The 20,606-nt window shown below is 55.0% G+C and carries 23 protein-coding genes and 1 pseudogene; 2 read left to right on the top strand and 22 right to left on the bottom strand.

Annotated features, from left to right (window positions below; translation table 11 throughout):
- Positions 1–128 precede the first annotated feature (128 nt).
- The gene (locus OHL19_RS19575; RefSeq protein WP_263359515.1) at positions 129–2,465 is read left to right on the top strand and encodes an SIR2 family protein; all 2,337 of its coding nucleotides are present in this window, start codon (positions 129–131) and stop codon (positions 2,463–2,465) included.
- Between the two features lie 257 nt (positions 2,466–2,722).
- Here OHL19_RS19575 and OHL19_RS19570 read toward each other — a convergent pair whose 3' ends face one another.
- The 12 genes and pseudogenes from OHL19_RS19570 to OHL19_RS19515 all read right to left on the bottom strand — a co-directional run bounded on the left by OHL19_RS19570 (position 2,723) and on the right by OHL19_RS19515 (position 10,056).
- Positions 2,723–3,028: an ArsR/SmtB family transcription factor gene (locus tag OHL19_RS19570; RefSeq protein WP_263359514.1), complete on the bottom strand. Its 306-nt coding sequence runs from the start codon at positions 3,026–3,028 to the stop codon at positions 2,723–2,725.
- Between the two features lie 89 nt (positions 3,029–3,117).
- Positions 3,118–3,969, bottom strand: a complete 852-nt coding sequence (locus tag OHL19_RS19565; RefSeq protein ID WP_263359513.1) for an SDR family oxidoreductase — start codon at positions 3,967–3,969, stop codon at positions 3,118–3,120.
- Between the two features lie 120 nt (positions 3,970–4,089).
- A complete protein-coding gene (locus OHL19_RS19560; RefSeq protein WP_263359512.1) occupies positions 4,090–4,743 on the bottom strand; it encodes a peroxiredoxin-like family protein in 654 nt (217 codons plus the stop codon).
- A 69-nt stretch (positions 4,744–4,812) separates the two neighbouring features.
- Positions 4,813–5,565: pseudogene (locus OHL19_RS19555) on the bottom strand (SDR family NAD(P)-dependent oxidoreductase).
- 46 nt (positions 5,566–5,611) lie between these two features.
- Positions 5,612–5,998 carry a hypothetical protein gene (locus tag OHL19_RS19550; protein ID WP_263359511.1) on the bottom strand — a complete coding sequence of 129 codons (387 nt, stop codon included), beginning with the start codon at positions 5,996–5,998 and terminating at the stop codon, positions 5,612–5,614.
- 68 nt (positions 5,999–6,066) lie between these two features.
- The gene (locus OHL19_RS19545) at positions 6,067–6,294 is read right to left on the bottom strand and encodes a hypothetical protein (protein WP_263359510.1); all 228 of its coding nucleotides are present in this window, start codon (positions 6,292–6,294) and stop codon (positions 6,067–6,069) included.
- A gap of 52 nt (positions 6,295–6,346) precedes the next feature.
- On the bottom strand, positions 6,347–7,255 hold the full coding sequence (locus OHL19_RS19540) for a Rad52/Rad22 family DNA repair protein (RefSeq protein WP_263359509.1): 909 nt from the start codon (positions 7,253–7,255) through the stop codon (positions 6,347–6,349).
- Between the two features lie 63 nt (positions 7,256–7,318).
- Positions 7,319–7,789, bottom strand: coding sequence for a single-stranded DNA-binding protein (locus tag OHL19_RS19535; protein WP_263359508.1), 471 nt, complete (start codon positions 7,787–7,789; stop codon positions 7,319–7,321).
- A gap of 96 nt (positions 7,790–7,885) precedes the next feature.
- The gene (locus tag OHL19_RS19530) at positions 7,886–8,176 is read right to left on the bottom strand and encodes a hypothetical protein (protein WP_263359507.1); all 291 of its coding nucleotides are present in this window, start codon (positions 8,174–8,176) and stop codon (positions 7,886–7,888) included.
- A gap of 24 nt (positions 8,177–8,200) precedes the next feature.
- Positions 8,201–8,452 carry a hypothetical protein gene (locus OHL19_RS19525; protein ID WP_263359506.1) on the bottom strand — a complete coding sequence of 84 codons (252 nt, stop codon included), beginning with the start codon at positions 8,450–8,452 and terminating at the stop codon, positions 8,201–8,203.
- Positions 8,449–9,099 (bottom strand): hypothetical protein, encoded by a 651-nt coding sequence (locus tag OHL19_RS19520; RefSeq protein ID WP_263359505.1) that lies wholly within the window; start codon positions 9,097–9,099, stop codon positions 8,449–8,451. The genes OHL19_RS19525 and OHL19_RS19520 overlap by 4 nt, the downstream gene beginning before the upstream one ends.
- Before the next feature lie 9 nt (positions 9,100–9,108).
- Positions 9,109–10,056, bottom strand: coding sequence for a TOTE conflict system archaeo-eukaryotic primase domain-containing protein (locus OHL19_RS19515; RefSeq protein WP_263359504.1), 948 nt, complete (start codon positions 10,054–10,056; stop codon positions 9,109–9,111).
- Positions 10,057–10,136: 80 nt separating this feature from the next.
- On the opposite strand from OHL19_RS19515, the gene OHL19_RS19510 reads away from it, so the two are divergent.
- Positions 10,137–10,388: a hypothetical protein gene (locus OHL19_RS19510; protein ID WP_263359503.1), complete on the top strand. Its 252-nt coding sequence runs from the start codon at positions 10,137–10,139 to the stop codon at positions 10,386–10,388.
- Positions 10,389–10,426: 38 nt separating this feature from the next.
- On the opposite strand, the gene OHL19_RS19505 is transcribed toward OHL19_RS19510, so the two are convergent.
- From OHL19_RS19505 to OHL19_RS19460, 10 genes are all read right to left on the bottom strand, one after another.
- Positions 10,427–10,792, bottom strand: a complete 366-nt coding sequence (locus OHL19_RS19505; RefSeq protein WP_263359502.1) for a hypothetical protein — start codon at positions 10,790–10,792, stop codon at positions 10,427–10,429.
- Between the two features lie 33 nt (positions 10,793–10,825).
- A complete protein-coding gene (locus tag OHL19_RS19500; protein ID WP_263359501.1) occupies positions 10,826–11,083 on the bottom strand; it encodes a hypothetical protein in 258 nt (85 codons plus the stop codon).
- A 162-nt stretch (positions 11,084–11,245) separates the two neighbouring features.
- On the bottom strand, positions 11,246–12,067 hold the full coding sequence (locus OHL19_RS19495) for a phosphoadenosine phosphosulfate reductase domain-containing protein (protein ID WP_263359500.1): 822 nt from the start codon (positions 12,065–12,067) through the stop codon (positions 11,246–11,248).
- 255 nt (positions 12,068–12,322) lie between these two features.
- The gene (locus OHL19_RS19490; RefSeq protein WP_263359499.1) at positions 12,323–13,102 is read right to left on the bottom strand and encodes a replication-relaxation family protein; all 780 of its coding nucleotides are present in this window, start codon (positions 13,100–13,102) and stop codon (positions 12,323–12,325) included.
- A 517-nt stretch (positions 13,103–13,619) separates the two neighbouring features.
- On the bottom strand, positions 13,620–14,294 hold the full coding sequence (locus OHL19_RS19485; RefSeq protein WP_263359498.1) for a hypothetical protein: 675 nt from the start codon (positions 14,292–14,294) through the stop codon (positions 13,620–13,622).
- Between the two features lie 10 nt (positions 14,295–14,304).
- Complete coding sequence (locus tag OHL19_RS19480) at positions 14,305–15,063, bottom strand: hypothetical protein (protein WP_263359497.1); 759 nt, start codon at positions 15,061–15,063, stop codon at positions 14,305–14,307.
- A 2-nt stretch (positions 15,064–15,065) separates the two neighbouring features.
- Positions 15,066–16,862 carry a type IV secretory system conjugative DNA transfer family protein gene (locus OHL19_RS19475; protein ID WP_263359496.1) on the bottom strand — a complete coding sequence of 599 codons (1,797 nt, stop codon included), beginning with the start codon at positions 16,860–16,862 and terminating at the stop codon, positions 15,066–15,068.
- Entirely contained in the window at positions 16,859–17,095 is a 237-nt protein-coding gene (locus OHL19_RS19470) for a hypothetical protein (protein WP_263359495.1), read from the bottom strand. The genes OHL19_RS19475 and OHL19_RS19470 overlap by 4 nt, the downstream gene beginning before the upstream one ends.
- A 2-nt stretch (positions 17,096–17,097) precedes the next feature.
- Entirely contained in the window at positions 17,098–17,943 is an 846-nt protein-coding gene (locus OHL19_RS19465) for a TrbG/VirB9 family P-type conjugative transfer protein (RefSeq protein ID WP_263359494.1), read from the bottom strand.
- Between the two features lie 78 nt (positions 17,944–18,021).
- Positions 18,022–20,598, bottom strand: coding sequence for a hypothetical protein (locus tag OHL19_RS19460; protein WP_263359493.1), 2,577 nt, complete (start codon positions 20,596–20,598; stop codon positions 18,022–18,024).
- Positions 20,599–20,606: the final 8 nt, after the last annotated feature.

Genomic DNA, 20,606 nt, shown 5'->3' with positions numbered 1-20,606 from the left:
GACATTAAGCCCCTCTATCAATGCCTATCCGCGTGTGATCGGCTCATGACTTCACTGGTTTGCCCAATTATGTCTATGCGCTGCTAAGATATAAACGCGATTCAATAGCCAACAGCGGAGGGATTTTCTTGTCAGAATTGGTTATCCAGAATGCCAACACATTGAAAGAATCGCTCCGAAGCCCGATAAATCTCTTTTTGGGTGCAGGCTTCTCCGTTCTCGCAAAGAACGCGTCGGACAAATTTCTGCCAACTGGCAACGCCTTGCGAGACGATCTCGTTGAGGCATTTCATCGTTCCGACTTGAAGGCCCTTCCGCTTGCCAAGGTCTGCACGATAATAGAGGCGACGCGAACGGATTTACTGGAGCGGTATCTTCGCGAGGTATTCAGCGTTGTGAGTTTCGACCCCGCCTATAGCATTATTACCGACCTGAAGCTCGCGGCGATATTCACAACAAATATAGATAATTTGATACCACTCGTATTCAAAGACAGCGATGAATGTTATTTGAACGACGTTGTGAAGACTGGCCCGGCATTTGCTAATAAGACTGCAGTCGACTATATCCCGTTGCACGGAAGCGTCATACATCCAGAAGGCTTCACATTTAATCCAGTTAAGATCGCATCGGCATTTTCCAGTGACCGGGATCGATGGCACTTCCTTACGCAGCGACTTCAAAAATCGCCAACGATCTTTTGCGGTTATGGGCTTGAGGACGCCGGAGTACTTGAAGCGCTCAACCCCGTTACGATCGCGGGTCGCGAACACCAGGACAAGTGGCTACTGGTTAGGGAGCATGATGACGCGACTGAAGCTTACTTTTCGGCCCTTGGCTTCAACCTCATTATTGGAGACACCCTTAGCCTACTGAACTGGTTGGGCGACAACGCCCCAGAGCAAAAGAAGGAAGCTACCACCGCGCCAATAACAAGACATTCTGCACTAAAAGATCACTTGATCCCGGATCCAAATTCTGTGCCGGTTAGGCCTATCCGAGACTTTTACTCTGGGGCGCCGCCAACATGGGATGATATTTTCTCCAGACGCATATTCAAGACGACTCATTTCCGCGGCGTAGTCGAAGCAATCCTTGGCAAGAGCGACGTCATCGTGTTGGGAATGTTCGCCTCCGGCAAGACCACCCTGATGATGCAGGTCGCTGTAGCTATTCCCTTCGATGGGATTAAGCTTGTCTGTTCATCTATTACCATCGAAAATGCCGAACTGATGGTTCATGCACTAGCAGGGAATCGGGCACTGATCTTCCTCGATGACTTCGCAGAAAGCGTTGAGGTTTTCAATTTTTTGGGATCCCAATCAAATGTTCAAGTGGTTGGATTCGAACGCACATACAGCTTCGACATAGTCTCCCATTTGGTTTCAGACACCGACTTGACAATCCATGATTGCACGGAACTCACAGGCGAGGACTTGCAGGGGCTCTACAACGCCATACCGAAGGAACTACGCAAGCACCGATTAGTTGTGCCGCAGACAGCTTACGGAACTCCACCTTCGCTTTTTGAGGTGGTAGAGACGAACATGATAGCGCCGAAGATAATGCAGAGGTTTGGCGGAGTACTCCGTGAGTTGGAGAAGAAGTCGGAGTTGGAACACGACTTCTTAGCTTTTTGCTGTTATGTGCATGAATGCCGTACACCCGTCTCGTTCGACATGGCACTGGCCTTCCTCAAAGAAGAGATCGGAAGTTATAAAGAAGTCTATGACTTGGTTGAGAAACTCAACTCGCTCGTCATATCCAGCTTTGATCTTACGGTGGATACCGAAGAAGACTACTTCATCCCCCGATCTTCCATCATCTCAAATGCAGTGCTTCACAACATTAGCGCGGCCTCGTTTCGCAGGGTTTTAGAGAAGTTCCAGGATCGGGTCTCGCGACTTCGAATCGTGCGATTCGACATTTTTCGACGTCGCGGCTTCGATGAGTCCTTCGCCACCAAGGCCTTCCCGAAATGGGAAGATGGATTGCACTATTACGAGATGCTTGTGTCCAAAGATCCGTCTCCTTTCTTGTATCAACAGGCTGCCTTGTATTTAGCGAGAAAACACCAATATAGGGAAGCCTTCAGATGGATAGACCAAGCGATAGAAATGAGCGGTTCCAAGATTCCGTCAATTCGGAATTCGCATGCTGTGATTCTCTTTCATGCCAACATTGGCGCGGTTGACACAGGATCAGAGATCGTCTCGGACACGCTCAAACGAAGCATGGACATACTTGCCGATTGCTATCGATACGACAAGAGAAAGAACTATCATGCGATTCGCTTCGGCGAACAGGCGTTGGAGTATTGGCAGGCCTACGGAGATGCAACTGCTAAGGGCTACCTGAGCACGTCCCAGAAATGGCTAGTAGAGGAAAAGCGAAAATCGCCATGGAACCGCAGAATTGGACAGCTCCTAAAGGAAGTGTCAGAAACCTTCGAAAAAGCAAGCTGACCTAGTCAGCGCCGGGCTGTCCTCATTTTAGGTGCTCCAAAGCGGTCCTCATCGCGATAGATAGTCGCAACAAGCTTGTGTTGAGGAATCACGTCGCGGTTGGTCCTGGAATGGTGATATCAGGCCAATGTGCGTTTCGAAGCTAAGATTTGCTCGATAAGCGCATCGGCGATCTGGCACTCGCCCAGACGCGTCCTCGAGAGGCGCGTTACATTTACTTGCCTAGAATCAGGGGCACATAGCTTCCGGCGTCTAGGCTAAATGTCACTAAACTCATTCAAATAAGCTTGCAGTACGTTCCGTTGCAAGTGGAGGGTGCCGCATCTTCCTTCGCGAACGATCTCGATGAGGCCGGACAGCTTCAGTTCGTGAACATGGTGCGAGATCGTCTGGCTGGTGATGTTGTGCAACGTGACCAGGTCGCTGAACGCGATTTGCCCTCCGTTCGCGGCAATTTGCTTAAGAATCTCCACACGACGCGGCTCCGCAAGCACCTTGGCAACGTGGGCGAACTGCTTTGCGGGCAGCCGGTCCTTTGAATTGTTCGCCTTCTTTGTTGACATCTTCTTCGTTCGCCCCTGGCTACATGCCTGCACACTTAAACATGTTCACGTTTCATTAGACACGCTCCGGTGCATTCGCAGAAGTGATGTCAGTTGTAGAGTTTCTCAGAGAGCTCCCATAAGCCTCTGGCCAGTTCGCCGTTGTTCCCAGGCTCTACCACTTTCGTAACTTTGCGGTCGGAGAAGTACTCTCCTGTGTGGGACGCGGCCTCGGGACTTGTGGCAAGCCAGATCAGAGTATCGGCCCCCTTCTCCGGGGTTCGCGCGAAAATGGGACTTACCACGCTGAACGCCCACTTGAGAAACCCGCCGTTGTTCAGTCCAAAGCCCGTGTGCACAAAGCCCGGGTGAAAACAGTTGGCGGTGGCGCCGGAGCCTTCGAGCCTTCGTGCAAGCTCGCGCGTGAAGAGTATGTTCGCGTACTTTGACTCTCCGTACGCAGGCCAGCCAGCATGCCCCGGTTCACGCCTGGCGATCCGGCCGAGATCGAACTTCCCAATTTTGTGCCCCACGCTCGAGGTCGAGACGACGCGCGCCTCTTTGGTGCTCTTCAGGAGATCGAGCAGCGAGAAAGTAAGGCCGAAGTAGCCCATGTGATTGAGCGCGAATGTCATCTCAAGTCCGTCTTTGCTCAATTGGTAATCCTTGAAGAGCGCTCCCGCGTTGTTCACCAGCACGTCAAGCTTCGTGTGGTTGGCGCGGAATTCGGCGGCGACGCGCTTGATATCGGCGATGCTCGACATGTCCGCCACGATCAAACTGATGTCGTTGTCCCCCGTCGCCTTCCTCAATTCGGCAACGAAGCGTTCGCCCTTTTCCTTGTTTCGCGCGACCAGGACGATCTTCGCCCCTCGCTTCGCGAACTCGCGCGTGGCTGCTTTACCAATCCCCTCCGTTGCCCCCGTGATAAGAAAGACTTTTCCTTGCAGATCTCCACTCATCGGTTACTCTCCTGTGCGCTGTCCGATGTTTACATCGGTATTTGCCCATGATTCAGGCGTTATATTGTCGACTCGGCTTCATGGCAGATCGTTGCGGACGCCCTTGATGGGCCCAACGACTTACAGCTGTTGCATCTCGTCTATCCACCCCAGAGCAGTCGATGGTTCCAGGCGGTGGGTGTAGTCCGGGTCGAGGAATGCATATCGGATCATGCCTTTACTGTCGATGAGATAAGACGCGGGAAACGGAACCACAAAGCTGTCGTCTCCGTTTCGCGCCTGTAGATCAACACCGTAGGCTTTCAGGATGGGCCGCACTGTTTCTGGCTGTTGAAACAGAATTCCGAGCTTGCGGGCGAGGTTGTTTCCCACGTCCGAGAGGACCGGAAAATGAAGTTCGCTTTTCTCCTGCGTGGTGAGGGACTGATTGGGAAACTCGGGACTGATCGCGACCAGCGTCACACCTCTGGCTTTGATGTCCGACAGACTGTCTTGTAGAGCTTTCAGAGCCAAGTTGCAGTAGGGGCACCACCCTCCCCGGTAGAACGAGATGAGCAGAGGTCCCTTTGCGAGCAACTCCCTCATGGACACCTGCTTGCCGGTTGCATCCGACAGGCTGAAGTCCGGAAACGGCTGCCCGACATTGATCGCGTTCGCAGGATTCCAGGTCTCCATGAAATCTTCTATGGACTTCGAAATTGCGTCGGATTGCTCCTTAGGCATTCGCGCGTGGGCAGCGTCTTTGAGGGTCGAGAGATCAGTTGCGAGACTCATTGGTTAGTTACCTTTCTGAAGGGAGGCTCATTTCCGGGCCTCGTACCGAGGATGGAGACTGGAAAGGAGTTAGAAGTGCTGGCCGCCCGACACCTGAATGCGTTCCCCTGTAATCCATGAGGAGCTGTCAGCGGCTAAGAAAAGGACGGCCTGACCGATATCGATGGGTTGACCAACGCGCCCCAGCGGAATGCCTGCAGCGGCCTGCTCCAACTTTGCTCCGCTAAAACCCACGGCAGCAAGCCCTTCGGTCTCTGTTGCGCCTGGTGCGACGGTGTTCACACGGATCTTCTTTGGAGCGAGTTCTGCAGCCAGCACCCGTGTCACGGAATCCACTGCGGCTTTGCTGGCGGCATAGATGACCATAGCCGGAGCGCGACCAGTGCTTGCGACCGAGCTGATATTGATGATGGTCCCTCCGTTTGGGGCGAAGAGCTGGAGCGACTCCCTGATTGTCAGTAGCGAACCAAGAACGTTCGTGTTGAACTGGCGATGGAATTCGTCCTCTTGAAGATTCGCAATCGGAGCAAACGATTAGACTCCGGCATTGTTGACGAGGATGTCGAGCTTTCCAAACTCCTGCTTCGTTACCGCAAACAGATGCTGAACTTCATCGGCTTTGGCGACGTTGCCTTGAACAGCGATGGCCTTACCGCCCTTCGCCACGATGCTCGATACGACGGCGTCTCAACCCTTCTGATCGGCTGAAAAATTGACAACGACGGTCGCTCCAGCTTCGGCGAGTGTCTTTGCAATGCCAGCGCCGATTCCCTTGGAAGCTCCTGTCACCACTGCAACTCTGCCTTCCAAACTCAAATTCATGGTGGCTCCTTTTCACCAATAGATCGATAGGTGTATACATATCGTATCACGGGAAGATGGTTTTGAAGCCCCTAAAGGTGTGGTGCGCCATCGCTGTCTGGTACGGTACGTTGTCGTAAAATCTTTCCCAACGAGGTGCTGAAGCCACCAACGATTGCGCAACCGGTGAGGCTGGTTCGTGGTTGCTGCGAAGTGGCAAACCGAGGAAGATGCCCATATCACTGTTGTAGGGGTACCCGCTTCTTTCTTTATCTATCTCAGCAGCCGCGTACTCTGTCTGCGCGTCTTTGAGCTGTTTCGCAACCTCTGCGAAGCCGCCCTGAACTGCGGCGGCTTCATCTGCGCGGAGCATACTCCAGGCCGTATTTTCGCCGTGGCTGCTGCGCTCCCTGATGTAGGCCATGAGCGCCGGGTACTTGTCTTCAGGAGTCATTGGATCGCGCCTCCCAGCGCAACGCGTTTTTGCCGAGGCTATCGCTATGCGGCCGCAATCGAACGAACTCATGCGGCAACCGGTAATACGACACAGGAGCTGGCCGGAGGAACGGGGCCAGGCTCCCACGGACCTCCGAGCAGAACCGCGAGGTCGAGGATTCTTTCCGATCCGCAGACGCCGCAGCAGCTACGCGATGAGGTGGAGACCGTCTCGCAGTTTTCGCAGTAAACCGCCTTTTCAACGGGAATCGATACAAGGCCCGGCTCCTGTCGAATCATCAATACGTTGCGCATAGGGCGCTCCTCTCCGATCTGGGCGGCATTGCTGCCGCCCTGTTGTCCGTGACTACGCTGCCTGCCTCGCCGCAAATTCCTCAAGTGCCATGACGAGTCGCTTGAGCGTGTCGAGATTGGGAATCGTCTCCATCGACCGGACGTTCAGGTGGTCCAGCACCGAGACAAATTGCGTGTCCCCGATCTCTTCGGAGAGCGAGTGAGCCTTGCGGATTCCACGCGCAGCCCGTTCCATAGCATCGGAGACCTCCGACTGCAATTGGGCATTGGGGATTGCATTCGGCCGCTTCGCCCGCGCAATCCGCCAGAGGATCTCGCCGTAGATGGGCTGCCCCAGGATTCGCCGGAAGGCTTCGATCTTGGCAGTGACCTTTTGGTCGATCGGACCACGCTGCATCTCTGTAGCGCGAGGAGCTGCACCGGCGTTGCTGTTTCCCGCCATTGCAATCGACTTCGGCAGCGCCCACTGGGGCAACGTTGGAAAGTGGAGAGGTTGTCGGTGTTGGTTGAGCGGCACCCACATCTCAGTGAAGTTGTAGAGATAGCGTCCGAGACCGAAGCAAGTGCAGGCACGCTTGAATGCCTGAGCTTGCGCGCTTGTCATGGCGTTCTCTTCGTCCGCCCACTCTTCTCCGTTGTCTGCGTGTGTCCCTAACCCGGCGATGGTCACTGTACAGGTCACAAGGACCTTGCCCGTCGGGATGAGCTTGTCCTTCTTCATCCGGGTGATTGGCGAGACGGTGTTAACCTCATAGGTCCGGGTCCAGCCGCTGGGGGTAAAGATCTGGTTGAGCCGATCGCTATAGGCGCGGGGGTCAGCGAACGCGATCACGGCTCCGCGGCTCCCATCTCGGGTTGTATGCGTGACACGCCACTTGATCTCGGAAGGATCAAAAGGGTCCATTAACTTCTCAAACAGAGCATTGAGCTCGGGGTTTGGCGTAACTGCTTCGGTTGCCATCGCTTTCTCCTCAAAAGAAATGGGCGCTCCGAAGAGCGCCCGTGAACTGGGTTTATGTCCCGCTCAAAACGGGATGTCGTCGTCGGTGATTCCCTGATCGGCGTAATCGTCGTCGTTGGTAGATGGGCGCGCCTGGCTATAGCCATGCGCATTACCCCGCGAATATCCTCCGCCACTGCTGGAAGCGCCTGAGTCTCCGCGGCCGCCGAGCAGGCTCAGTTCATTGACCAGAATTTCGGTGCGATACTTCTTCTGGCCTGAGGCCTTGTCGTCCCACGAGCGTGTCTGGATTTTGCCAATGACAAATAGCGGGGTGCCTTTCTTCACAAACTCCCGCACGATTTCGGCGGTACGATTGAAAGCCACGAGGTTGTGCCATTCGGTTTTGTCCGTCCAGTTGCCCTGGCTATCCTTCTGCCGGTCTGAGGTTGCAAACGAGAAACTGGCGACGATTGTTCCGCCAGCAGTGGATCGAATCTCGGGGTCCTTTCCTACGTGTCCGAGAAGAATTGCTTTATTGACGCCCTTTGCCATGTTGATGCTCCTCTCTTTCCTTTCCGAGATCTCGACTCATTGGCCCAGATCCGAAGCCATTGCTACGAATTGTTGTGGAGCGTCAGAGGTTGATCGTTACGCCGCGGCTTCGCGCAACGACCTCCGCATCCAACGAGATGGTTTGCGGATTGCCCATCCCCTCGTAGAGGAGGCGAACCGCCACTCTGAAAACCTGATAGCGACGCTGGCCTCAAGCGCGTCGATTTCGCCGTTTATAAGCTCAGTCGCCCTCGCGCCTCGGCCCGCAAGATCGACATCTTCAAGTGCGCGCAGAAACGTCGTTGAACCCTCGCTCAAAGCCCGGATACTGCTGAGTGCTCGCTGGAGGTTCATCTCTTGAATGAAATCTGTTGTGTCGTCTGTCATAAAGCACACCCTTCCTGCCATAAGTCAGCCGTATACGTGATCCAGGGCCATACCCCGAGAGATCTCGACATAGGTTCCATTGGTGTACCGGTAGAAGCTCTGCGCGTCGCGGCTGATGTTCAAATAGCGGCGCGTCATGTAATGTTTGTAGAGCTCGATCTCGCCTGCGCGTCCCATGTACATGAAGTCCGAACACTGGCAGCGCGGCAGAACGCGCTCCAAGGGCTCCCAGTTCGGCTCCTCAAAGCTGATTTGGATATCGGTGGAAGAATTCACAACGCGACCTCGCTAGATTGCGGAGAAATGCTGACATGCGCGTGCTTGCACCCGACGCAGCAGACTGCCGTTGTCACCTTTCGGATGGCCTCCTCAAAACGTCGCGGCACTTGCATTGGCTCTCCGGCACGCGTGTAGAAGATCGGAGCCAGTTCGCCGCGCAATGTCCTGTGTTCCTCTTTCCATAGCTCTACGGAGAGAACACCGTCGCGTCCGCGAAATACGGATTTTGATGTGATCTCTGGCCGGGTTCTGCCTGGCTGCAAAGACAACGTGTGCAGGGATATGGACAATTCGCAAGTTCGGACCGTGCGTAACATCTCGATCCGGACAAGGCTTTCGGCGAGGATGATCGCGTGCCTACCGTTCACGGCGAGCGAGTCGATGGATTGAAGCCACGGGAGAGGCAGCCCATCAGGTGACAGGAAAGCGCAGGTGCGTCCCATGTCTGCCACCGCACCGCCCGACTCGACACCGCGCAACACATAACGTTTCGCGAGGTGCTGGTGTTCGACGGTAACTCCGGACGTGCAGTAGATGCCGCGACGCTGGAGTGCCTGGAGCGTGGCCACCGGAAGCGAAAGACCGTGCAGTAAGTGGGACGAAGCTTCTGGTGAACGACGGTGGATTTCCGAGAGATTCGCCATGATCGCCCCCTAAGCCATTGCCGCTTTGCGGATGGGTTGACCGAGGGCCGCGCGGATTTCCTCCTTGGTGCATCCCGCACGACATACATAAAAGCGGGGGTCGGATATCTTGATCCCCAAGTTGTTTCGAGATCTGTCTCGACCAGCTTCACCGCATGACGGGCACTGCGCCTTCCAATTGCGGCTGTCTTGCTTGCCCGTGGTCTGCACGTAATCGAGGATGCGAAACTCCCGTTGACCCAGGATTGGAGTCCGCGGGACGAACGGAACCGGTTCAGGTGGCCTGTAGGCCTCGGGTAGTTTCATCCCTTGCGTGAGCGTCTCGAGTTGCGTTGCCGTGAGTTTCTTCAGGCCTTGCAGGTAAGCCAACTGCGCTTCAGGGGTGACATCTGCGTCATAGAACCAGTAGCGGCGGTTGCTCTTGCGATGGACGCCCAACGGCGCGCGGATTGCGTTGCCGTACGCACCATCAGCGATCTGGTCTTGCCTTGGGAAGACTTCGATCCCTTCTTTCAGGCCACCACCTTTGACTGGAACGCCGAGACGCAGAGCGGCATTGTAGATATAGATACGGCAGAGGGACGCCAGCAGCGGCTCTTCCGCGAAGATCCAGAGATGCCCCCCGCGACGTGACTGTTCGGGTGCAGCCTCGATGCCATCCTGCTTGAGTTCATGCCTTAGCTGGAAGAGCGCGTCGACGGCACCGTCGAAGTCAGCGTCGATTGCGACCCACTTGCACCTTTGGGTATTTGGATTGATTGCATACAAGCTGATCGTTGCATCGCCATTCAGGTGCATCCTGACGGCTCCCAGGTCCAGCGGACGTTTCTGTTTGATGTACGGCGCACTGCCATCCGAAGGTGTCTTTTCTCTCTGGATGCAATAGGCAAGACGGTTGACGAACAGCCGCATAAAGTCTTCGGCGGTCTGGCGGCTTACGCAAAAGTGGGTTGGCATAGCCGGGGCTCCTTTCTTAGCTGTGTGGTTGTACCCCGGTCCCAAAACTCGGTCAAATTCCCGGAAACGGCGAGCTGGACGTGCCGATTAGGGCACGTCCACTCACCGATTCCGCTGGCACCTGGAACTACGCCGCGATGGACTTCGGGACCGCGACCACCCTGGTGGTGTGTGGGGGAATTCCGAATGGAGTGGGTTTAGGAGATTCGAGTGGACGGCGTGGCATCCGGTCGGAAGCGCCACAGATGATCCCGTTCACTCTGGCTATGCTGCGGTTGATCGAACGAATACGGCTTGCGGAAAGGCGCATGACGGTTCCTCCTCTGGAGTAGAAGTTGGCTTGAGTTGTGGTGTGGGCGTGCAGGATGGGTCAGGCTTTGGCTTGCCGCGACTTGGACAGCAAGCCCGGCTGGTCAAGGTAGTTGAAGAGTTTGTATTCGCGGAAGAGGCGGTCGAAGATGCTCGGAGTGAGAGGACGATCGAACCGTTCGAAGTCCAGCAAGTACCACTGCGAGCTTTCCCGGTCGAAGGCGAAGATGCCGCCGCACTCTGGATCGTTCTTGATCATTTGCAGAATGATCACGGCTTTTGGTGTCTCGACCCACCGCGCCGCGACGTGTTCTCCAACATCACCGTCCGTGAGGAATGCTGCGATTGTTTCCTGAATGGTGTCGCCGACGCGATTGCGCCAGTCGAACAGGTGGTGGATGGACATCTTTCCCAATATGCGTTTCATGGCGGTTCTCCTCTCTCTGGTTGGGGTTGTTTCTTAGCGGGACCGACGACGTAGCGTGTGGACCCAGGTATGAATGAGCGTCAAGAGCATCACGGCGAACAGGCTTGTGAGTCCCGCCTGCCAAACTGGATGGCCGACGCTCACCCGAAACAGCGTGGGACCGCAAGAAGCGGCGACCGCTGCATCGAGCAGAGTCACAAGGACGCAAAGCGCCACCTGTCGGGCAAAGCGGGCTGGCAGAACTGGAACGTACTCGACTGAAGCCGAGACAACACGAGGGATATAGGGCATAGGAATTCCTTTCCGGTCGGCACGAAGCCTCACATTTCGGGTTTAGGATTTGGCGGATACGGTCCAGTTCAATCGCGCAGGTACGCGCCGAAGAACCGCGAGGGTTGCTCTGTCATGGGCAAATGGGGAGGGTCGATTCCGCTGATGCTGGCGAACTTTCGGTCAAAAGCAAAAGCTCTGTTGTCTGGCTTGTTCCCTGCGAACCGAAGAATGAGATTCCACGATCTCGACCAAGCTGGCGCCGGGACGCATCGTGAACTTCAACTTCTGTTCGAGAGATGCGATTGCCTCGAAGGCGGCGGGGTCATGTTGCTGGATTGCTACGAGGTCTGCGTTGGTCGAGAAGATGCAAACCCGGCAAGATAATCGCCGGAGATAACCGCCAGTTGTTCCATCCTTGTGGAACTCCGGGACATACATGGGATGGAGTCGGATCGCGTTTACCCAATGCCATGCGAGAACATCGGGGAGAGTTTGTTCGAAGATGGGGAGCCAGCTGTAGACCGTTCTGTGACGTGAGCAAAGCGCATTGTTCAAGGTCAACGGCAACAGGCGGGAGCGAGGGTTGGACTCTTCCGACCGTATACCGATGCAATTCACAATCACCTTGTGTGCCAGACGGCGAATGAATTTGTCGATTGGACCGCGCTTCAAATCGGAAGTGCATTGGCGGTACTGCGGGGACGGAAACATCCCGCGTTGCTCCACCATCTCAAGGTAGGTGCGCTTCGGATTTCGCACCACGGTAAGATCGAGGCCAAACTCTGCACATCGGGAACGCGCAAAATCTGCCGCCGAGATCGGACAAAGATGTTCGAATCCCGTGTCTGCCATCACCGCGTAGGTAGCAACATCCGGAAACTTCTTCCGGATATAACCCAACATCCGTGTGGAATCTTTACCACCGGAATGGTTCACAACCAGCGCAAGATCGTTCCCATGTTCCTGCGCGAGACGACGTACTTCTCCTAGCCACTGACTCATACCTGCCTCCTTGCTGCGGACATCCGTGTTCCGCTGCACCCCTTCCTGCGATCACCTCATCCACAACCCCTCAAATCGGAGCCATGTACAAGGGGATAGTCAAGAAGCAACTCATAGAAGAGCCGAGACTTAGGAGGGGTCGATTCTGGTCAAAAACAAGGCAAACCACATCAAACGACCAGCAATGGAGGGCCATTACAACCACAATCGCTCCACAATGGGTAGTCAAAGATTTGGCTAAGGCGACGGCGGGACTTATGGGCGTTTAGCTCTCAGAAGATCGCGCAAGAGCACAACCTCGGAGTCTTCGGTGTTCGTCAACGTGCGCGTTTCTAAGAGCGACCGCCGGAAAGCTTCGCTCAGTGCGAAGCCTATTTGCCGCCGGCAGGATCGCATTTCGACGGCTAGAAGATACAAGATGTCATCGTTCGCGGTCAGATAAAGTACCGTGTCCGCGGTCTCATCTTTATCGAGTACGTCACGAATAGCGCGATAACGATGGGCGGCCTTCGGGTTTCTTTCGTACTCAATCGCGAGCCTTCTGCTGTTTCCTTCGAATTCAATTTCCGCGACCGCGTCATAATCCTTCGTAGCCATACTCTCGACAATGAGGTTCCGAGAGGTGATTTCCAACTCGCTTTTCCAGGAGATGAGCAGGCCTGCTTTCGCCAACGCGATTCGGATGTTCACCAATTCCAACGCATGGGGAACCTGCGATGAGTGCAGGATCTGTTCGGTGTTGCTGGGCAGGGAAAGAAGATAATGGCCGCGAGCCTCCAGACATTCGAGGCCCTGCTGCGTGATTCCGAAAACTGGTTTGCCCAAATAGCGATAGATATCCAGGCGCGATAGGAGACCGGCCTTTTCCAAACGGGCGACCCTCCAACGGAGCGATCGCGAGAGCGCTTTCTCCATCTCGAACGAAATCAGTTCTGAAAGCTGATCGAAGCAGATCGCACGGGCGTTGCGGATGTGCAGCAAGACTGGCACATCGCACGCCTCGGAAAGAGCCATATAGCCTTTGTAATATCTCATCTGATCCTCCCGTCGAGGTCGCACGAAAGCGACAGGCTGTTCCTATCGGCGCTCACCCGCCAGCGTCCAACATCGCTTTGGACCCAATCGTCAGGGCCTATCAGCAGCATCGCTTCGAATCTCGGACCTCTCATGCTGATCGAGATTGGTATTACGCCGGTGGACATCCAGCCGGGTTGTCGGAACCGAATGGAGCCATGCTCGAGCGAATTCAACACAGCGAGATAGGCGTCTGGATGGGAATCGTTGGCCAATTGCTGGAACAGAAGATGAACTTTTCCTGCGAAATGGTTTGGACCGCTACACAGAAATGTCTTCCCGATAGCGCGGGATGGGAACTCGGGATCAAAGCCGCTCCGCGCATTGAACCTGACTTGGCCGGGGAAGATCGCGCTATGATGAAGCCGCCTTCCGCACATCAGGGCAGATGCATTGAAGTAAGCCGCACGCCGACGGAAGCAATAGGGATCGCTTCTGTCGGGCGAGTGCATCGCCCACCAATTGGTTCCGAAGCCGATCACTCGGACGTGCATTCCCTGATCTCCGCAGTAAGAGTGTTCAGAAGAGCGCGCGTCTGGAGCATTCGTTCTGGCCCGCGAAGATAGTGAAGGAACCATGTCCGTTCAAAGAAATGACGGGGCAGCGAAATGTTGTGGTCGCGGAAGTAACGAAGAACTTTGTCCAAATCCGCCATGGCTCGGGTGAACTCTACCTCCTCGCCATCAGTCATTCCCAGCTCCTGGCAGAGGTGCTCGTCCCAATCTCGTGCGCCGGATTCTTCCGCGACACTGCTTTTGTAGGTGGTCCACAATGCGAAGTAGGGATTCTTCTTGATCAAATGATCGAGCAGTTCCTCTACCTGTTTCTTCGGAGAAGCGGGAGTTATTGACTGATCTCCCACTCTCTTTGACTGCGCGTCATCGAACAACAATCCGGTAAGGCTTTCGAAAATTTGTTCATTCAACTGCTCAAGACGGATCGTGCGCTCGGGCTCGGAAAGAACATGAATCCGTTCCAAGGCGGTAGCAAACTCGACAGGAAATGTCCGTCTCCGCACGTCGTAAAAGCTTTTGAATAGCTCGGTGCGGCCGCTTGCAAGCGCGTAGGCACGGTCGGCGACAGGTACGCAGTCGTGGACATACGAGATCCACTCGTCCTGTTTGCTAAATTCGGCTCGGCTCTTAATCGACATGGCTTCCTTTCTAAGCGCCCTTGAGCGTAGCGTTCCGACGGCGCTCCTGTTCGAGAAGGGCTGCGGTCTGACTGAGACGTTGCTCCAGATTTTGCTTGGTGTTCTGCATCGCTTCGATCCGCCGTTGGAGCAATACATTGCTCTGCTGGAGGTTGGCAACGCTGGCATCTGGCGGAGACGCAACCGGCGCTTCCGGTGCCGTCGTCACGCGTGGAGCATCCTTTGGGCTCGCGCCTGTTGGTGCTTCGCTAAGCTTGCGAACGCTTCGATTCAGATTGCCCGCCGACTGCTTTTCCGCCTGTTGCTGGCTGAGCGTCAACGCCCGTTCCACCTCGACATTGTGAGCTGCTGCAAGCTCATTGAACTGCGCTGTCCGGCGGTCAAGCTCGACCCTATCGCTGACACGACCATTCCATAATTCGGCGATAAGAGCAGCGGCGATGATCTCGCGTTTCGCCTCCGAGCGCCATTGCAGGAAGACGATAGCGACCGATCCCGTAAGCAAAACGAGCGTCACGGCGTTCGACCAGAAGTACAAATCGTCCACTGTATTCCCAACCATTGAGTCTCGACCGGATTGCAAGGCCGCGCCGTAATCGTTGCCGCTCGGGTTGACTTTGCCAAGCACGTAGTCGAAAAATCCCTGTCGCCTGTTTGTTTTGGGTCTCGAATCTGCCGACGGACTCGGCGTTTGGGCCAAGGATGGAAATGCCGAGAGCGCAGCAAGGACAATCGAAACAATGAAAATTCGTTGTAAGAGCCGCTTCATATTCACTCTCCCGCCGAACCGTCGAGCGATACTCCCGCCATGCGCCTGCGGCGCTGTTTACGGTTCTCCGACTCTTTGAACCGGAGGTTCACGCCTGTTTGTGGGTCGAGGTAGCTGTGCATTTTCGGATAGAGCCGTGGAGCAAGTCCTTCCAGCCGGAAGCTCGGAGCACGCCGAACGTGGAGATGGGAGTATCGCGTGCCCTCCCGGCTGTCGACCATCAGGATTTCCATTTGGCCCACCGGAAGATTCTTGATGTGATCTTCCCGAGCCCGCGTTTCCTTGATGTCACTTTCACTGCCAGTTCCGGTCTCGGTGTATTTTGCCGAGAAGAGGCCCGTTCTGCGTACCGACAGACTTCTACGCTTGGTTGCGATCTTGGCCGACGCCTTTAGGAACCACTGTGCCGTGTTCTCCTCCGAGACATTCATGATCATCTTTGTGCCGGGAGCGGAAGAGACTTCATCCGAAAATGCCTGACTTACTCGTTGCAACTGAGGCAGGCTCTGGAACGAGAAAAGGAACGATACTCTGGCTCCGCGAGCTGTCTGTAGGACCTGGGTAAATCCCGGATAGGCGAATGGCGCAAACTCGTCAAGGATGACGGAGAACATCGGTTCATCTGCATCCCTCTCGCCCGTAGCACGGGCGTAGCGCTTGCCGACCATGAGCTGGATGTTCTGCAGCAGGATTTTCCCCAGCGCTTCTACAGCGCGTTGATTGCGGTTCGTGTTCAGCGACACAAACAGAATGAGGTCTTGCTCGAACACCTCATCGAGCGTCAGCAGATCTTGGTAGGACCCAGTGACGATCGAAAGCTCGTCTTCCAGGAAGCTCAGAAGCTCATTCAACAGACCTTGAATCTTCTCAACCCTCTCCCGATCCGCGAGCGATCTTTGCAACATCCGGACCGACATTTCGAAGTTCAAACGCTTTTGCATCGAGATATCAGGGAGAGATGAGAGTCGCGTCTTTGCAATCGCAATCTGCTCTTGAAGTACGTTCTCGTCGAGGGCCATAACCAGAACGTCGTACACGTTGAATAGCTTGCCGGTGTATTGGAGAATACGCACAAGATCGGAGAGATAGGCTTCCTGATGTCCCTTGAAGAAATCCTCCCGCAGCCCGAACGAACGAAAGATGAAGTTAACGTGTTCCTGGTAGGCGTCGTCGAGGGCGTAGAAGGGGTTGTAACGGGCGGACTCGGTGGGATGCGTAGGATCGAGAACTCGGAGATCTTGGAGCCTGCCCGCAGCCTCGATGTGCGGCAGAAGACGATCAAGGAACTCGCGTTCTCCTTTGCCATCGAAGATAATCATGGGCATCTTCCGGTTCCCAAACCGGCGTGTCAGATCCTGAGCAATAATGTTTTCAAGAAATGTTGACTTGCCGGCGCCGGTCCCACCAACGATGACCCCGTGCTTCATCCTCACGACGTCTGGCCAAAGCCATGGCTCTTTGTGGACGTTATATCCGAGCAGCGTCGCTGACTCTTGATTGGCATCGCGAGCAATTGCGCCGTCTGCCAGCGACGGAACGAAGAGGGGAGGATGTGGCCAATTGTCCTCGCGCTTCTGTTTCCGGCCGACGATCTGAGCGATGACAAGCCCTCCGCCAAAGAAGAGAATGGCGAAGTCCATGAAGATTTCGAGACATTGGCTATTGCGCAGATGTAGTCGGGAAACCGCAACATACCAGCAGAATGCCAGGACTGCACATGCGAGCAAGACAAGCAGGCCGGTCAAGTCCTCGGGGCCAGGTTGATACCGCCGCGGCGGCGCATCATAGGCTGGACTCATCGGGGACCTCCAATCGTAAAGTAGAAGAAGACCCCAAGCAGACCGCACAACAACACCGCTACCAGAATGAGTAGCGGGCTGGGTCTCCAGCGTCCCTTTTCATCGGTGGGTTTCAGATCGTCGGCAAGAACACGAAGAAGGGCTTGCTGCAGATCGGATTCGGAGTCGTTGCGGAATATCAAGACCAGTGCTTTGCGGACTTCTTCTGACGTGACATGACCCTGTGCGTCCATGATTAGAGGACAGCCTCAACGCTAAGAGGCTTCCCCTCGTAAGTCCCAAAGACTAGCTGATAGAGTTGCGGAGCATTTCCCTGAGAGCTTCCGACGCTAATAACCCCTGTCGTCTTCTCTCCCGGGGCCAGATCGCGTGTCACAGATTCCGCTTGTACGATCGCGAGGCTGCTGCCGGACTTCGCCTTGAACTCCCCAAACCTCTCTGTCGAGAGCTGATGATTCCGCAAGCTCAAGAGAGAGATCGGCTGCTGTGTGGGAAGTGGCGCAAATATATCTGGGGTAGTCAGCCGAAATGGCGCTTTGGTCGGATTGGTCACAGAGTAGCGGATGTAAAGTTGATCCTTCGCCCTATAAACCTGTTCAAGATTGATTTGCGGTCGATCGGATGAGGGCTTCGTTCCCTCGTGCGCAATGTCCTCGACGCCCATCATGGCCTGTGCCAGCACAAGGGACGCGATCTTGCGAATCTCCTTATCGCTGGGTTCGGATGAGGCGGACGCTGCAGGACGTGGTTTGGGCGCGGGTGCGGACTCAATTAGGACATCCATGATCGCGAGCTTGCCGGCTGGATCAAGTTCATAGGTGAGTTGCCGAGACGCTGTCCAGATAAAAAGATTGGTTGCGACCCCCTCGCGGAGCGGTTCAATGAACACTTTGTCGTCGTGATGTTCCACCCGAAAGCTGTCCGTATCGGCAACCGCAATGGTAGATACAGGCTCGCCGAACTCAAGAACGGTCAGATGATTGAGGGACGTCTCAACATGACGAATCTGATTTTGGCTGGTGGTTTGCGCCCCTGCCGAGGCGATTGCCAGGGCAATGGGAATGATGGTCAGCATCTTCATAGCGGCCTCCTCGGGCGCACTCTCATCACAAAAGCAAAGGAGAAGCCAGGCAGAATGCCAGAGCTTCTCCTTTACCGGTTATGAGTTCTCCGTCACTGCCGGATCACTCGTGTTTTCGAAGACCAGGTTCCGCTTCCCCTTATAGTGAAAAAGGAAGACCTTCTTTTCACCATCAGGTCCTTCGGGATTGACGATGCGCTCGACGAGCCATGCTCTCTGCTCATGATCAAACCGAACGTGTCCGTTGATGATCTTTGGAAGGCGTACACGAACCCGCTGGCCGCCGGTCAGTTCCGCAAGGGCATCGACAATCTCTTGCGAAAACGATTGAAAGAGGACGGCCCCCGAGCCTGTGCCGCCAGTGACGACTGTACCCATCGCCTGGACCCATGCCGGTCGGTTCTCCTCTTTGCCTTGCGCCCAGTAGTGCATGAACAAGTGGAGCGAATGGAACTGGTCTTTCGCTTCTTGTTCATGTTCCCAAAGCGCTGTCTGCGCTTTATTGCGTGCCAGCACAGCAGCCCTTCGTTGCTCTTTGTCTTCGCTCTGGCGAACAGCTTCCCAGTGCGATTGAGCAGTTTTGAGTTGTAGTTTCAGCTCGTCCTCACGCTGAACAATCTTGCTTGCGACATCAGCGTAGATCGAGTTGACTAGCTGGCATTCCTCGAACATCTCTTTCTTGACGACTTCGCCAGTGAAGAGTCCCCGAAAGTCCTCAATCGACGTCTTCTCATCGAAGCCGCCATCGAGCTCCCTGGGAAGGAAGCCAAGCTCTTTGCGTCCGACGTTATAGAGTCTGCCGACTTTGTCTGTATCGGCAACCTCCAGGTGCGGTGGCAAATCCGAAATCCTTCGCTCGCGTTTGTACTTGAGCCAAGGTGCCGGACTAACCTCTTTCCTGACACCGCCGACCTCAGCTTCATCGACCTCGACCTTGTGCTTCAATGCGTCGAGTGCGTTCTGCAGTTGCTTGACCAGCCTATAAGCAAGATCAGGCCGACCCGCAGCAAGGCAAGAGGTCTTCAAGTCGGTAATCTGTCCGATTCGATTTCCCCGCGCCTTCATTGCAACCAGATACACGTTCCACCAGGGAGACTTGGCCTTAGGTAGCTTTGTCTTTTCCTGCTGGTACTTCTCTCCATACGCGATCCTTCCCGCAATGAACTTGGGAAATCGATCGGATGGCATCACGCAAATGGTGTCGAAGTCAAAGTCGCCTCCATTCTTGCTCGCCGTCTCCGAATGAAGGATGTATGTTCCCTGCATGCGGAGCTGACGTTCAAGAACGTATCGGACTAACGAATCGTCCAGTTCGGGCAAGCCCAATGCCTGCTTCATCATCGGAACAAGCTCGTCGTTGGAAAGATGACGGACCGGAAGCAGATCCTCCTGCATTCGTATGGGATAGCGAATGCAAAGGCCCTTTTCCGCCGTCAACGAGGTAATGGCGGTATGTTCCGGTATCCAGTCCGACGCCGACAGAATTTTTCCTCGGTATTCGATCAGGATGCCGTCATCTGCGAGAGCGAACGACGGTAACCGGAAGCCACCACCTGTGCATGTGCGAAACGCCCAACGCGCTAATTTGCGGTTGATCTGGTTGGCAACATAAGGAAACCTGATGCTGTGTCCAAATTTGTCCGCCAGAAGTACCGCTTCCGCCGGCTCCCATCCTTCCGAAGCAGGACTATCCTGTTCCAGAGTTTCAGGATCGAAGCTGGCATCATCTTCGAACGTGGCAACCTCGGACTTGCCCAAGAGTTCTAACAAAGCACCGTAGTCACCCTCGTCCCAGGCCTTCCTCACCTTGCGAATCTGCTCGATCATCCGAGGCATAATCTCAAGTTGAAGGCTCTCTTCCGAAGCATGTTCGACCAGCGTATAGCTCGATCCGAACTCCGATTCGCGGGACACTTCCTTAATCCCGAGAATCGCTGGACCTTCATACAGCCGTCCTGATGTGCCCAGTTGAGGAAAGAAGCGTTCGCCCCCTTTCAGAGCTGGTTTGCAGGCGCTTTCCGGCAGGATGACATCGACCCCGAGCCTGTCGGCCACGCGATCGCTCATCGCCTTCAATGCGCCTTTTGCCTGCTTCGGTTCTCGCGTATCGAATGCCATGCGGAACTGGCAAAAACGATTTGTGCCGATCTTCAGCTTCCGATAGAGAGATTCACGCACCCAACCGCGGCAATCGTTGGTGCCCAGGACATGATCCTTGACCACGACGATGTTTAGATCGGGTTCCTCTATCATCAACTTGCAGTCGGAGACGAGGATCGCAAAGTACACGATCGCTGCCTCGGGCCAATGCTGAAAGCGCTCAGCTATCTGCTTGGCGTGCTTTTGGTCGACGAAGTAGAACTTGCCATCCTTCGCAGAACCACTCGCACCCACAAGCTTGTATTCGACCTCGTCATATATGAGCTTGGCCATGCGGTTTTCCACCACAGACTGCTCATACGACGTCAACTCATGCGGCACACTTACACGCGCTACCTGAATGCCTGGATAGATCTGCGCAAGGAGCTTTCCCTCGAGCGTATCTTTCCGGCCCAGTTTGCTTTGTTTGCGGGTCACGTTTCCGGACGCGTCGATCTTCAGCTCGAGAATGAGCTGATGGTCAATGGCCGAGTTCTGTGTCCTAGTCGCTGTCATTTTCTCCT

Origin of the sequence: Acidicapsa ligni (assembly GCF_025685655.1) — a bacterium.
GTDB lineage: Bacteria > Acidobacteriota > Terriglobia > Terriglobales > Acidobacteriaceae > Acidicapsa > Acidicapsa ligni.
Note: the sequence above shows the minus strand (reverse complement) of the source record. Positions and strands in the feature narration are given on the sequence as shown.